A 14,249-nucleotide genomic window follows, 5' to 3' on the forward strand; every position below is an offset into this window, starting at 1 on the left:
TTATCCAGTTCCAATCGGGTATTCCTCTATACGGATTTGATATGGCCATTCCACGGATGGGCTTAAGACACATCGAGGCTTTCCGAGCCGTCATGATGACGGGCTCGATGACGGCCGCCGCGCGGCGCGTGCATACCTCGCAGCCGCACGTTAGCCGCTTAATTGCGCAATTGGAAGCGATCACGCAGTTCCCCTTGTTCGATCGCAATGGCAGCCGGCTAAGCCCCACGCAAGACGGTTCGCGCTTCTTTCAAGAGGTGGAAAAGACCTTTATCGGCCTGGCCGGCCTGGAATCGGCAGCGGCCAGCATCCGCTCGTTCAGCGCCAGCCGCCTGAGCGTGGCGGCCATGCCCCGGCTGGCTGGCGGCTTGCTGGCCCGCATCGTCGCCGCCTTCAAGACGGAATATCCGGACGTGATGGTGTCCATCCACTCCGGCAACGCCAGTGCCGTGCACAACTGGATCAGTTCGGGATTTTGCGACACGGGCCTGGCCATGCTGTCCGGGGAAAGCCCAGGCATACAGGTTGAACCGGTGCTGACGATGAGCTGCGTGGCCGTGCTGCCCAAAGGGCACCGCCTGACCAAGCTGAAGAAGCTCAAACCCGCCGACTTCGCTGGCGAGCCCTTCATCTCCTTTCCCAGCGCGACCCCTCTGCGTGAAAAGATCGACGCCGTGTTCAAGGCGGCCAAGGTCGAAAGGCAGACCGTGGCCGAGGCCGGGCTGGGCTCGTCCGTCTGCGCGCTGGTGGGCGCAGGCCTGGGCGTGGCGCTGATCAACCCCTTGGCCGCGCGCGAGGAATACGAAGCCAACGGCGTCGAGGTCCGGCCTTTCAGCCCCTCGGTTACGGTCACGGTGGCGTTGCTGTACCCGCCGTATCACACGCGCACCCGGCTGGTCAGCGTGTTCTCACGCTATGCGCACCAGCTCATGCAAGAAGAAATGGGCGACTTGAAAACGCGGCCCGCCCGCTGATGGGGCAGGCCGGTCTTGGATGCGCACCCGGCCCGTCTAGCTCAGATGTTGTTCCAAGTAGCTGTCCGCCTCGCCCGACAGCTTTAGCGCTTCCCATTGCGCCAGCGTCAACTGTGGCATCTGGAAGGCTGGCTGCGGACGGCAATACCAGCCAGGATTGTGCAGCCGCGCCAGCAGGTCCATTTTCGGGCCGTCCAGATACAGGTGTTCCCGGTCGGCCATCATGTCGTCCTGCACATGCATCGCCACCACATCGGCGACCACCAGACTGCGGCGGTCGATACGGATCAGTTCATGCACCCGGCACTCGAACGCGACCGGCGACTGCGCCACGCGCGGCACGCCGATCCGGGTAGATGGCGACAGCACCAGCCTGGCTTCCAGCGATTCGTCCACCCCCGCTGGAAAGTCCACGGCCGTCACGTTCATCCTTGCAGCCAGCCTGGCCGACACCAGGTTCACGGTGAACTCACCTCGCTCGGCAACATTGCGCGCCGTGTCCTTGGGCACGCCATCACGCACGCCGATCCCCACGCAGATCAGCGGCGGATCTCCCGACATCAGGTTAAAGAACGAGAAGGGCGCCACGTTTGTCGCCCCCTCGGTATCGCGGGACACGATCCAGGCGATAGGGCGCGGCACAATCGCCGCAGTCAGCAGCTTGTATCGGGCCGGTCCCGCCAAGGCATTCAAATCGATGAACATGAGTTGTCCCCAGCCGCGTCAGTCTTGCGTGGCGGCCGGCTCAGGCGCGGCCGGCTTAGGTGCGGCCGGCGCAGGCGCGGCGCCGCCCGCCGCCTTCGCATCGGCAAACTGGCGGTCGCTGCGCTTACAGCGGCAACGGCCGATCTGATGCAGTTCGATCAGATTGCCCACCGGGTCGCGCAGGAACAGCTGCATCAGTTCAGGCGCCGCCACGTTATCCAGCTTCCAGTAATCCACCGCCTGGCGTTGCAGTTCCAGTTCGGCAGCCGCGATGTCTCGCACCGCCAGCGCCACGTGGTTTTCCACAGGGTCGCAACCTGGCCCCTGAGAATAGGGCGAGGGGCCGTCGCTGCCCAGCAGATGGATCTGGCAATCATTGCCCAGGTCCAGGAAGTATCCCGCGATGCCCGGAATCTCCCAGCGCCCTTGATCGGTATCCAACCCCAGCACGCCCCCGTAGAACGCGCCCATGGCCGTCACCTTGGCCAGCGGCATGCGCACCGCGTGATGATGCAGCTCCAGAACATCCAGCGCCATTTGTCTCTCCTTGGTGTCTCCGGCTGGCGCCCATGCGCCGCCAAAGCGGCCATGTTGGCGGTCGTTTGCACGCTGAGGAATGCCGCTCAAAGCAATTCACGATTGCACCGGGCGCAACATTGGCGCACGCGCTGGCGGCCCGCGCCGCGCTATGCTTGCCCGTATGAAATTGCCAGACCTCAACCTGTTGCTGACCCTGGACGTGCTGATTCAGGAAGGCAGCGTCGCAGGCGCCGCACGCCGCCTCAACCTGAGCACCCCGGCCATGAGCCGCAGTCTGGCCCGCATCCGCGACGCCGTGGGCGATCCCGTGCTGGTACGGTCGGGCCGCGGCCTGGCGCCCACGCCGCGCGCGCTGGAACTGCAAGCGCAGGTCCATAGCGTGGTCGAACAGGCGCAATCGGTCTTCTCCGCATTCAGCCAAGACCTGAACCTGGCCACATTGACCCGCGTCTTCACCCTGCGCGCCAACGACGTTTTCATCGGCGGCTACGGCGGCCGCCTGCGCGAACATTTGCGCCGCTATGCCCCGCGCACGGTGCTGCGTTTCGTCTCCGAAGGTGAAGACGACACCGATGCCCTCAGCGGCGAGGCCGACCTTTATATTGGCTCATCGCAAAAGTTCGGCGCCGACATCAAGGTGCAGAGTCTGTTCACCACGTCCTTCTGCGGTCTCGCCCGCGCCGGACACGCCATCTTCAAAGGCGCCGTCACGCCTGAACGATTCGTCGCCTATGACCACATCAGCGTGTCCCGCCGCGGCCGCGCGCAAGGCCCCATCGACCTTGCCCTGGCCGAGCTGGGCCTGACACGCCATGTCTCACTGATCACACCCACGTTTCACGCCGCCATCTTTGCGCTGGCTGATTCCGACCTGATCCTGCCGTCCATGCCCCAGCACCTGATGCCCGGCATCGAACGCCTTGGACTGAAGCTGCGCGCCTTTGAGTCGCCGGTGCCGATGACGCCGGTGACGGTCATCCAGGCGTGGCCGCCGCGGCTCGATAGCGACCCGGCGCATCGCTGGCTGAGGCAAACGGTCAAGCAGGTTTGCGACGCCACGGCATAATCCCCGTCGGACCTTGGCGCACCTCGCGCTGCAGGCTCTTGGCCCGCCCCAAAAAACAAAGGCCAGCCTTTTCAGGCTGGCCTTCGCTATACCAACGCGGTGGCGATCAGGCGTCGATATTGCCTGCCGAGAGCGCATTCCTTTCGATGAAGGCGCGGCGCGGTTCCACGTCGTCGCCCATCAAGGTCTGGAAGACCTCGTCAGCCGCCAGCGCGTCTTCGATCTGCACGCGCAACAGGCGGCGCACCTTCGGGTCCATCGTGGTTTCCCACAGCTGGGACGGGTTCATTTCGCCCAGACCCTTATAGCGCTGCTTCGAGATGCTGCGATCGGCTTCGCTGCGCAGCCATTGCATGGCTTCGCGGAAGTCGGACACCGTCTGTTCCTTGCGCTTGTCGCCTTCACCGCGAGCGGCCAGCGAACGCGATCCCACCTTGCCCAGGAAGCTGGAAGCCGCCTTGGACAAGATGGCGTAATCAGCGCCGTTGACGAAGTCGGCATCGATGATGCTGACGCGCACGTTGCCATGGTGCATGCGCTGCACGGACAGGCGGTGACGTTCGGTCGTCTCGTCGAACTGCGGCACCACATCCACGCCATTGCCGTTGACCGGATCACGCATGGCGTCGGCCAGGCGCTTGGCCGAGTCTGCGGTGGCTTCGGCCGTATCCAGATTGATTTCCACGCCTTCGGCCATGGCCGACAGCGCGCCCACGTCGAACACGCGCGACAGACGGGCAATGACGCCGTCGGCAGCAACGTACTGGCGGGCCAGATCGGTCAGCTCTTCGCCACGAATGATGTTGCCGCCCGAGATGATCTCCGCGTCCTTCAGGGCCAGTTGCAGCATGAACTGCGCTTCTTCCTGGTCATCCTTCAGATACCGCTCTTCACGGCCAACCTTCACCTTGTACAGCGGCGGCTGGGCGATATACACATAGCCGCGTTGAACCAGTTCAGGCATCTGACGATACAGCAGCGTCAGCAGCAAAGTGCGGATGTGCGCGCCGTCAACGTCCGCGTCAGTCATGATGATCAAGCGGTGATAACGCAGCTTGTCCACGTTGAAATCGGGGCCGATGCTGGTGCCCAGCGCCGTGATCAAGGTGGCGATCTGTTCGCTGGCGATCAGGCGGTCAAAGCGCGCCTTTTCAACGTTCAACACCTTGCCGCGCAGCGGCAGGATGGCCTGGAACTTGCGGTCGCGGCCTTGTTTGGCCGAGCCGCCTGCGGAGTCACCCTCGACGATGTACAGCTCGCACAGCGCCGGGTCTTTCTCTTGGCAGTCAGCCAGCTTGCCGGGCAGGCCAGCGCCTTCCAGCACGCTCTTGCGGCGCGTCATTTCGCGAGCCTTGCGCGCGGCTTCGCGAGCACGGGCGGCTTCAACGATCTTGTTGCACAGCGACTTGGCGTCGTTCGGATTTTCAAGCAGCCAGGTTTCCAGCGTGCGCGCCACGGCTTCTTCAACGGCCGGACGCACTTCGCTGGAGACCAGCTTGTCCTTCGTCTGGCTGCTGAACTTGGGCTCGGGCACCTTCACCGACAGCACGCAGGCCAGGCCTTCGCGCATGTCGTCGCCCGACGTTTCAACCTTGGCCTTCTTGGCCAGCTCGTTGTCGGCGATGTACTTGTTCAGGATGCGGGTCATGGCCGCACGCAAACCCGTCAAGTGCGAACCGCCATCGCGCTGCGGGATGTTGTTGGTGAAGCACAGCACGCTTTCGCTGTAGCTGTCGTTCCACTGCATCGCCACTTCAACGCCCACCGACACGCCACCGGCGGCCGATTCGGTGCTGACCGAAAACACGTTCGGGTGCAGCACGGTCTTGCTGCGGTTGATGTATTCAACAAAACCCTTAACGCCGCCCGAGAACGCAAAGTTCTCTTCCTTGGCGTTGCGCTGATCCACCAGGCGGATCTTCACGCCGTTGTTCAGGAACGAGAGCTCGCGCAAGCGCTTGGAGAGGATCTCGTAGTGGTATTCGATGTTGTTGAAGATGACCGGGTCGGCCAGGAAGCGCACTTCCGTGCCGCGCATGTCCGTCGTGCCGGTCACCGCCAGCGGCGCAACGCGCGCGCCTTGGCGGAATTCCATCTGGTGCACCTGGCCATTGCGGCGAATGGTCAGACGCAGCCATTCGGACAGGGCGTTCACGCAAGACACGCCCACGCCGTGCAAACCGCCAGACACCTTGTACGAGTTTTGGTCGAACTTGCCGCCGGCGTGCAGTTCGGTCATGACGATTTCCGCCGCGCTGCGGTGGAATTCATCTTCCTTGTGGATATCGGTCGGGATACCGCGGCCGTTATCGGTCACGGAAATCGAGTTGTCGGTGTGGATCGTCACGACGATGTCGTCGCAATGTCCGGCCAGGGCTTCGTCGATGGCGTTATCCACGACTTCAAACACCATATGGTGCAAGCCGGTACCGTCCGACGTGTCGCCGATGTACATGCCGGGGCGCTTGCGCACGGCCTCCAGCCCCTTGAGCATCTTGATCGAGTCAGCGCCGTAGCCGCTGTTCTCGGGAGTGGTGTTCTGCTGATCTGACATGTCTGTATCGATAACGCTTTAAAGAACGGCCTGGCGGCCGGACCGCCCGCGAGCCTAAGCCCGCAAGCGGCACAAACCCACAATAGGCGCGCGGATTAAATCCGCATGGGCATGACGACGTATTTGAATTGGTCGTCTTCGGGCAGGGTGATGAGCGCCGACGCATTGGCATCGGGCATGACCGACCACTGGATATTGTCGACTTTCACGTTGGCCAGCACATCAAGCAAATAGCCCACGTTAAAGCCCACATCCAGGGCCTCATGGCCGTAGTCGATGTCGATTTCTTCCTGCGCCTCTTCTTGCTCGGCGTTGGAAGACGAAATCTTCATCTGGTTCTGCGCCAGTTGCAGACGCACACCCTTGAACTTGTCGGTCGTGAGAATGGCTGCACGCTGCAAGCTGCCCTGAAGCGCTTCGCGGCTCACCATGAAGTGACGCGTGTAGTTCGTGGGAATCACACGGGTGAAGTCGGGGAACTTGCCTTCGACCAGCTTGGACACCAGCTCCACATCGCCGAAGCGGAAGCGGATCTGGCCCGGCGCCACATCAATGGAGACCACCTCGTCGGAGTCCTCCAGCAGGCGCTGCATTTCCAGCACGGTCTTGCGCGGCACGATAACTTCGTGACGTTCGGCGATGCCGTCGGCTTCAGTCGAGCAATGCGCCAGGCGGTGGCCATCGGTGGCAACAGCGCGCACACGGCCCGGTTCAAACACCAGCAGCATGCCGTTCAGGTAGTAACGAATGTCTTGTTGCGCCATGGCAAAGTGCACCATGTTGAACAGATGGCGCAAGGTGCGTTGGGGCATGGTCAGCGAGACGTCCCAATGCTCGGGTTGAGCAACGGTGGGGAACTCGCTTGCAGCCAACGTCTGCAACGCAAAGCGGCTCTTGGCGGACTGAACCGACAACTTATTGCTGGCCAGCGCCAGGCGCACATCGCCAGTGTCTGGCAATGCCTTCAGGATATCCAGCAACTTACGCGCTGCGACGGTGGTGGACTCGTTGTCCTGGCCCACGCCGAAATCCGCATGAGTGGTGATCTGTACTTCCAGGTCGGTCGCAATGAAAGCAACTTTGTTGCCTTCTTTGCGCATCAGGATGTTCGCCAGAATGGGAAGGGTATGGCGTCTTTCGACGATGCCCGCCACAGTCGATAACGGTTTCAGCAATGCATCGCGTGTGGTTTGTACGAGTTGCATGTTCATCCTTTTAGAGTTTGTTCCAACACGTGCAGGGTATGGTTGAGCTCCGCTTGCTTTGCGCGGGCGTCGGAAATCTTGCGTACGGCATGCAGTACGGTGGTGTGATCACGGCCACCGAACAAATCGCCGATTTCCGGCAGGCTTTTCTGAGTCAGCTCCTTCGCCAGGTACATCGCAACCTGACGCGGCAATGCAATATTGGCGGGCCGCCGTTTCGAGTACATGTCGGCCACCTTGATCTTGTAGAAATCCGCCACCGTCTTCTGGATATTTTCTACAGTGATCTGGCCGTTGGATACCGACAGCAAGTCCTTCAGAGCTTCCTTGCAAACATCTACCGTCAGCACGTCGCGGCCGTGGAAGCGGGCGTAGGCCAGAACCTTGCGCAGCGCGCCTTCCAGTTCGCGCACGTTGCTGCGCAGATGCTTGGCGATGAAAAACGCCACTTCCTCGGGCATGGGCACGCCTTCGGATTCCGCCTTACGCAGCAGAATCGCCACGCGCATTTCCAGTTCGGGCGGCTCAATAGCCACCGTCAGACCGGAGTCAAAGCGCGAGATCAGGCGGCTGTCGATGCCCGACAGTTCCTTCGGATACGTATCGCTGGTGATGATGATCTGCTTGCGCTGCGCGACCATCGCTTCGAACGCATAGAAGAATTCTTCCTGCGTGCGGTTCTTGCCAGAGAAGAACTGGATGTCATCGATCAGCAGCAGATCAAGCGAATGGTAGTAACGCTTGAAATCGTCGAACGCCTTGCGCTGATAGGCCTTCACCACATCTGACACGTACTGGTCGGCATGCACATAGCGCACGCGCACACCGGTACCCGCCGCCACCATGGCGTTGCCGATGGCGTGGATCAAGTGGGTCTTGCCCAGGCCCACGCCGCCATACAGGAACAGCGGGTTGTACGAAGTGCCCGGGTTCTCGGCCACCTGCAACGCGGCAGCGCGCGCCAGCTGGTTGGCCTTACCGGTCACGAAGTTCTCAAACGTCAGATCGGTGTTCAAGCGCGAGCGCTCGTACACGATGTTGGCCGCTTCCGCGTTTGCCGACTGTGCCGCCGTCGTCGTGGCGGGAGGAGGGGGCGCGGATGTGACCGATACGTGCACAGGCGGCGCGCCGCCTGCGGGCTGGGCAGCGGACAGATGCGCTTGCTCGGGTTGCGGCGAACGCACGGGCGCGACCGGCATACGCGGCGCAGCTCCGTGTGAAGGCAACTCAAACAAAACCTGTACCGGTCGCTTGAACCACTCCGCGGCCAACGCTTCGATCTGGTGGGAAAAGTTCTTCCGTACCCAATCCAGCTTGAAGCGGTTGGGCGCGGCAACGCGCAGCACCGCCTGCGTCTCGTCGTACGCAAGCGGGACCAGCGGTCGTATCCACGCGCTGATTTGTTGGGGGGGGAGTTCCTGCTCAAGACGACTGACGCAGGTCTGCCAGAATTCTTTCATGTCGCTCTTATTCAAACCTCGATTCTACCTTGCCTGGGCTGGGGTTATCCACAGGGTAGGACATTACCGTCTACACTGCGCTAGCTTAACTGTTTGACAAGACAGGGAAAACTTGCTGAAATGGTGGGCTTTTCCGAATTCTGTCTGTCAGAAGGTTTCACAGAAAGCTATTACCGGGCCCCCAAGGTACACACCTAGCGGGCCTACAGGTGCCTTACAGGAAGTAGCGTCTTAACAGATGCGTCTGCCTCGACAACTGGCTGGTTTGTAGCTTTGCTGAATAGGTCGCCTGAGAAGAAATTCTCAGTCAGAGCCCCGTCTACAAGTTGTTTTTTGCACATGTTGCAAAAATGCTTACTAGATACCCGCTTCCTGAATGCGCGTCCTGGAACCCTCCGGGCAGGTCCCTTCTGACTTTTGTTCTTTTTGTGGATCGTCCATGAAACGTACCTACCAACCTTCCGTTACTCGCCGCAAGCGCACTCATGGCTTTCGCGTTCGCATGAAAACCCGCGCTGGCCGCGCCATCCTGAACGCCCGTCGCGCCAAGGGCCGCAAGCGTCTGGCCGTCTAAGTTTTGGCTTTTCCGGATTTTTTCGGAAAACCTCACTAATGCACGGACCGGCCATATTGCAAGACCCCTCGCAATCTCGTCCCGGTTCCGCGCAAACGCCTGACCCGCAGTCCATGCCGCGCTCCACGCTTCCCCCGGAGGCGCGGCTGCATCGCCCCTCCGAGTTCGCCGCAGCCCTCAAAGGCCGGCGTCTTGCCCGAGGGGCGTTATTCATTGTGACGTCTGCGCCCAATGAGTTGCCTCCTGGTCAGGCTGCCTGTGCGCGCCTGGGCTTGGTGATCGCCAAGCGGTATGCCGCCCACGCCAGAACGCGTAACGCCATCAAGCGGGTTATCCGCGAAGCGTTTCGCCACCGGCGCTTGGCATTACCGGCGAAAGATTACGTCGTGCGCCTGCACAGCAAGGTCGCACCCGCCACGCTCACCGCGCTTAAACACGCGGTGCGAGCCGAAGTGGACGCTCACTTTGAGCGGATCGCACGATGATTTTCAAGGCACTGCTTATCGCCCCTATCCGGTTCTACAGGTTTTTCCTGAGCCCCTGGATTGGCAGGCAGTGCCGTTTTACCCCCACCTGCTCGGCGTATGCGATTGAAGCGATCGAACGCCATGGCGCCTGGCGCGGATTCTGGCTGGCAGTGCGCCGTATTGGCCGTTGTCATCCGTGGTCGCCCGGCGGGTTAGATCCGGTTCCGCCGGCCAAGGGAACCAACAGCCCCTCGTGCTGCTCCCACAGCCACCGCATCGAGCATGATTGACGCTAAACTGGCGGGCTTTGCTGGCCCGTATTCACTTCAGTAGGCACCATGGATATCCGACGCACCGTCCTTTGGATGATATTTTCCTTCTCGCTGTTGCTCCTTTGGAACAACTGGCAGATCCATAACGGCAAGCCGTCGCTGTTTGGGGGCCCTACGCCCGCGGCCAGCACGAGCGAACCGCAGGCTGGCGCAAACGGCGCAACGCCGTCGGTGCCCAGCGCTCCAGCCGTAGCGGCTGGCGGCGCACCGTCCGCGGTGCCTGGCGCTTCGACGCCCGCCACCTCGCGCTCTGAAGAAATCGTCATCACGACCGACGTGCTTCGCCTGACGTTTGACACGATGGGCGCTCAATTGGTGCGTGCCGAGCTGCTGAAATACCCGGCAACCGGCCAGCCCGACAAGCCCACCGTGCTGCTGGACCGCGCGGCAGGCCTGAATTACGTGGTGCAGACCGGTGTTGTTGGCGCAGCCAGCGGCCAGAGCTTCCCCACGCATCAAACGCCTTTCCGCATGGTGTCCACCGATCGTCAACTGACCGGCGACAACCTGGCCGTGACGTTCGAAGGCGAATCTGGCGGCGTCAAGGTCACCAAGACGTTCACGCTGCATCGCGGCCGCTACGATATCGACGTGCGCCACGATCTGGCCAACGTCAGCGCCGCTCCTGTCACGCCTTCGCTGTACCTGCAGCTTGAGCGCGACGGCAACGACCCGGCCGACACGTCCAGCTTCTATCACACGTTTACCGGCATCGCCGTCTACTCGGAACAAGACAAGTTCCAGAAGATGACCTTCTCCGATATCGAAAAGAAGAAGGCCAATTACATCAAGCAGACGGACAACGGCTGGATTGCCGTGGTTCAGCATTACTTCGCCACCGCCTGGGTTCCGCCGCAAGGCAAGCCGCGCACCAACGAAGTGCTGGAAGTGCAGAAGAACCTGTACGCCGCCCGCACCGTTGAAGCCGTTGGCGAAATCGCCCCTGGCGCCGCCTCGCGCGTTGACTCGCACCTGTGGGTTGGTCCGCAAGACCAGAAGGCCATGGAAGCGCTCGCCCCCGGCCTGGAACTGGTTGTGGACTATGGCTGGCTGACCATCATCGCCAAGCCGCTGTTCAAGCTGATGACGTGGCTGCACTCGCTCCTGGGCAACTGGGGCTGGACCATCGTCGCTCTGACCGTGCTGATCAAGGCCCTGTTCTACCCGCTGGCCGCCGCAAGCTACCGCTCGATGGCCCGCATGAAGCAAGTGGCCCCGCGTCTGCAAGCGCTGAAGGAAAAATTCGGCGACGACAAGCAAAAGCTCAATGCGGCCATGATGGAGATGTACCGCACCGAAAAGATCAACCCGCTGGGCGGCTGCTTGCCGATGGTGGTGCAGATCCCGGTGTTCATCTCGCTGTACTGGGTGCTGCTGGCCAGCGTGGAAATGCGCGGAGCGCCGTGGATTCTGTGGGTCCATGACCTGTCGATCCGCGACCCGTTCTTCATCTTGCCCGCCATCATGATGGCCACCATGTTCCTGCAGATCAAACTGAACCCGACGCCTCCGGACCCCGTCCAGGCCAAGGTCATGATGATCATGCCCCTGGTGTTTGGCGGGATGATGTTCTTCTTCCCGGCCGGCCTGGTGTTGTACTGGTGCGTCAACAACACGCTGTCCATCGCGCAGCAGTGGTCGATCACCCGCGCCATGCAACGCAAGGCAGAAGCTGCGGCGAATCGTTAAGCCCCGCTGCAATCATGAAAACCGGCCTCAAGGGGCCGGTTTTTTTATGCCTGCGGCGGTTGCACGCACCAGAGAAAAGCCGCTTTTCCCTGCACTGCCGATAGTTAATCTTTATCAGATTTGATACTTCAATCAACTTCACAAGGGAAACCTTGACCCCTATGATGTGTCGGAAATGTTCGCAGCCGCCAAGGCTGCGAGTATTTTCAACTCGGCGCGGGCCGGCCCAGCCGCCGCGCATTCCGAAAGAATTACGTAGGGAGTGAGCTATGACCGACAAGAAGCCTCTGACCACCGCCTCTGGCGCACCGGTGGCAGACAACAACAACACCCTGACCGCAGGCCCCCGCGGCCCCGCGTTGTTGCAAGACTTCTGGCTGATTGAAAAACTCGCCCACTTTGACCGCGAACGCATCCCGGAACGCGTCGTTCATGCCAAGGGCTCAGGCGCCTATGGCACGTTTACCGTCACGCACGACATCTCGCGCTACACACGCGCCAGCATCTTCTCCCAGGTCGGCAAGCAAACCCCCTTGTTCCTGCGCTTTTCCACCGTAGCCGGCGAACGCGGCGCGGCAGATGCCGAGCGCGACGTGCGCGGATTCGCGATCAAGTTCTACACGGATGAAGGCAATTGGGACCTGGTGGGTAACAACACCCCCGTCTTTTTCATCCGCGATCCGCTGAAGTTTCCTGACTTTATCCACACCCAGAAACGCGATCCCAAGACCAACCTGCGCAACGCCGCCGCCGCGTGGGACTTCTGGTCCCTCAGCCCCGAATCGCTGCACCAGGTCACTATCCTGATGAGCGATCGCGGCATACCCGCCAATCTGCGCCAACAGCACGGGTTTGGCTCGCACACCTTCAGCTTCGTCAACAAGGACGGCGAACGCTTCTACGTGAAATTCCACTTCAAGTCGCAGCAGGGCGTGGTCTGTATGAGCGATGAGGAAGCGGCGCAAGTCGTGGCCCACGACCGGGAAAGCTCGCAGCGCGACCTGTTCAACAATATTGAACAGGGCAACTTCCCGAAGTGGACGCTGAAGGTGCAGATCATGCCCGCAGCCGAAGCCGAGATCTATCACATCAATCCGTTCGACTTGACCAAGGTCTGGCCGCACGGCGACTACCCGCTGATTGAGGTCGGCGTGCTGGAGCTGAACAAGAACCCCGAAAACTATTTCGCGGAAGTGGAGCAGGCCGCGTTCACGCCAGCCAACATCGTCCCGGGTATCGATTTTTCACCGGACAAGATGTTGCAAGGGCGCTTGTTCTCGTATGGCGACACGCATCGCTACCGCCTGGGTATCAACCATCACCAGATCCCCGTGAACGCGCCGCGCTGCCCGTTCCACAGCTATCACCGTGACGGCGCCAGCCGCGTGGACGGCAACGTGGGTGGCACGCTGAACTACGAGCCCAATAGCGCAGGCGAGTGGAAAGAAACCCCATCAGCTGGCGAACCGCCGCTGCCGTTGGACGGCCAGGCCGCCGCGCGCTGGAACCATCGCGTGGACGATGACTACTACTCGCAGCCAGGCGCTTTGTTCCGCTTGATGACGCCGGAAAAGCAGGAGCTGCTGTTCGGCAATATCGGCCGCCACATGGCGGGCATCCCTGAAGCGATTCAGCGCCGTCAGCTGGAGCACTTCAAGAAAGCCGATCCGGCCTATGCCGCAGGCGTTGCGAAGGCGCTGGGCCTGAAGATGTAGGCACGACTGGGAATGGAAAAAGGCGGCTCGAATTCGGGGCCGCCTTTTTTTTGGGATTAAAGATTGAGCCTTGCGTGCCCGCAACCCTTCACCGCTGCATGCCCCACCTGCGCACCGTCAGGCGTTCCAAATTATCAAATCCCAGGTTTTCCACAAGCAGACCAATAATCACCACCGCGACCAACCCAGCAAACACGCGGTCTGTGTATAACTCGTTTCGGTTCTGAAAGATGTACCAGCCCAGACCGCCTTTGCCGCTGGACGCGCCAAATACCAGCTCGGCCGCGATCAACGTGCGCCAGGCAAAAGCCCAGCCGATCTTCAAGCCCGCAAGTATTGCCGGCAGCGCTGCCGGCACCAGAATCTGCAACACGTAGCGCAGGCCGGTCAGACCGTAATTCCGGCCGGCCATGCGCAGTGTCTCGGATACGCCCAGAAATCCCGCATACATATTCAGCGCCAGCGCCCACAGCACCGAATGGATCAGCACGAACACCAGACTGCCTTCACCCAAACCAAACCACAGCAGCGCCAAGGGCAGCAGCGCAATAGCAGGTAACGGATTGAACATCGCAGTCAGGGTGGACAGCAGATCGCGCCCGAATCGGGTCGACACGGCCAACGTCGTCAGCACAAACGCCAGCACCACGCCGGCCAGATAACCTTGCACCAAGACGCGCAAGGACTGCCCGGCCCGCGCCAGCAACTCCCCATTCGCTATCCCCTGAACAAACGCCTCTGCGGTTTGCCAAGCGCCGGGCAACAGCAGATCGTTGTCGGTGTAGCGCGCCGCCAGCTCCCACAAGCCCGCCAGCAGCATCAGGATCACCAGCTTGCGCAGGCTCGCGTGCTGCCACACGCGTTCGTGCCACGGCAGCGGTGTTTCGGCCGCCTGAGCAGGCAAGGGCGGCAAGTCGTATTCCACCTCTGGCCGGATAGGAGGTATTGCGGCGTGGATGCTATTCATC

At 61.3% G+C, this 14,249-nt stretch carries 13 protein-coding genes; 7 read left to right on the forward strand and 6 right to left on the reverse strand.

Annotation, left to right across the window (positions count from 1 at the left end):
- The first annotated feature begins 41 nt into the window (after positions 1-41).
- Positions 42-974, forward strand: a complete 933-nt coding sequence (locus RAS12_RS21700; RefSeq protein WP_306940059.1) for a LysR substrate-binding domain-containing protein — start codon at positions 42-44, stop codon at positions 972-974.
- Positions 975-1,010: 36 nt separating this feature from the next.
- On the opposite strand, the gene RAS12_RS21705 is transcribed toward RAS12_RS21700, so the two are convergent.
- Together RAS12_RS21705 and RAS12_RS21710 are read right to left on the reverse strand one after the other, a co-directional pair.
- Positions 1,011-1,679, reverse strand: a complete 669-nt coding sequence (locus RAS12_RS21705; RefSeq protein ID WP_306940061.1) for a flavin reductase family protein — start codon at positions 1,677-1,679, stop codon at positions 1,011-1,013.
- Between the two features lie 18 nt (positions 1,680-1,697).
- Positions 1,698-2,216: a VOC family protein gene (locus RAS12_RS21710; protein ID WP_306940063.1), complete on the reverse strand. Its 519-nt coding sequence runs from the start codon at positions 2,214-2,216 to the stop codon at positions 1,698-1,700.
- A gap of 163 nt (positions 2,217-2,379) precedes the next feature.
- Between RAS12_RS21710 and RAS12_RS21715 the strand changes: the two genes are divergently transcribed.
- Entirely contained in the window at positions 2,380-3,285 is a 906-nt protein-coding gene (locus tag RAS12_RS21715; RefSeq protein WP_306940065.1) for a LysR family transcriptional regulator, read from the forward strand.
- A gap of 106 nt (positions 3,286-3,391) precedes the next feature.
- On the opposite strand, the gene gyrB is transcribed toward RAS12_RS21715, so the two are convergent.
- The 3 genes from gyrB to dnaA form a co-directional block, all read right to left on the reverse strand.
- Entirely contained in the window at positions 3,392-5,839 is a 2,448-nt protein-coding gene (gyrB, locus tag RAS12_RS21720; protein ID WP_306940066.1) for a DNA topoisomerase (ATP-hydrolyzing) subunit B, read from the reverse strand.
- Positions 5,840-5,934: 95 nt separating this feature from the next.
- Positions 5,935-7,044, reverse strand: coding sequence for a DNA polymerase III subunit beta (gene dnaN, locus RAS12_RS21725; protein ID WP_306940068.1), 1,110 nt, complete (start codon positions 7,042-7,044; stop codon positions 5,935-5,937).
- Positions 7,045-7,046: 2 nt separating this feature from the next.
- On the reverse strand, positions 7,047-8,504 hold the full coding sequence (dnaA, locus tag RAS12_RS21730; protein WP_306940070.1) for a chromosomal replication initiator protein DnaA: 1,458 nt from the start codon (positions 8,502-8,504) through the stop codon (positions 7,047-7,049).
- A gap of 439 nt (positions 8,505-8,943) precedes the next feature.
- Between dnaA and rpmH the strand changes: the two genes are divergently transcribed.
- The 5 genes from rpmH to RAS12_RS21755 all read left to right on the forward strand — a co-directional run bounded on the left by rpmH (position 8,944) and on the right by RAS12_RS21755 (position 13,281).
- Positions 8,944-9,078, forward strand: coding sequence for a 50S ribosomal protein L34 (gene rpmH, locus RAS12_RS21735; RefSeq protein WP_003816025.1), 135 nt, complete (start codon positions 8,944-8,946; stop codon positions 9,076-9,078).
- Between the two features lie 113 nt (positions 9,079-9,191).
- Positions 9,192-9,563, forward strand: coding sequence for a ribonuclease P protein component (locus RAS12_RS21740; protein ID WP_306951557.1), 372 nt, complete (start codon positions 9,192-9,194; stop codon positions 9,561-9,563).
- Positions 9,563-9,835 carry a membrane protein insertion efficiency factor YidD gene (gene yidD / locus RAS12_RS21745; protein WP_306951558.1) on the forward strand — a complete coding sequence of 91 codons (273 nt, stop codon included), beginning with the start codon at positions 9,563-9,565 and terminating at the stop codon, positions 9,833-9,835. The genes RAS12_RS21740 and yidD overlap by 1 nt, the downstream gene beginning before the upstream one ends.
- Positions 9,836-9,883: 48 nt before the next feature.
- Positions 9,884-11,566 carry a membrane protein insertase YidC gene (yidC, locus tag RAS12_RS21750; protein WP_306940748.1) on the forward strand — a complete coding sequence of 561 codons (1,683 nt, stop codon included), beginning with the start codon at positions 9,884-9,886 and terminating at the stop codon, positions 11,564-11,566.
- Positions 11,567-11,835: 269 nt separating this feature from the next.
- A complete protein-coding gene (locus tag RAS12_RS21755; RefSeq protein ID WP_306940750.1) occupies positions 11,836-13,281 on the forward strand; it encodes a catalase in 1,446 nt (481 codons plus the stop codon).
- 88 nt (positions 13,282-13,369) lie between these two features.
- Here the strand turns inward: RAS12_RS21755 and RAS12_RS21760 are convergent, their stop codons facing one another.
- Positions 13,370-14,248: an ABC transporter permease gene (locus tag RAS12_RS21760; protein WP_306940752.1), complete on the reverse strand. Its 879-nt coding sequence runs from the start codon at positions 14,246-14,248 to the stop codon at positions 13,370-13,372.
- Position 14,249: the final 1 nt, after the last annotated feature.

Source organism: Achromobacter seleniivolatilans, assembly GCF_030864005.1.
Taxonomy (GTDB): domain Bacteria; phylum Pseudomonadota; class Gammaproteobacteria; order Burkholderiales; family Burkholderiaceae_B; genus Achromobacter; species Achromobacter seleniivolatilans.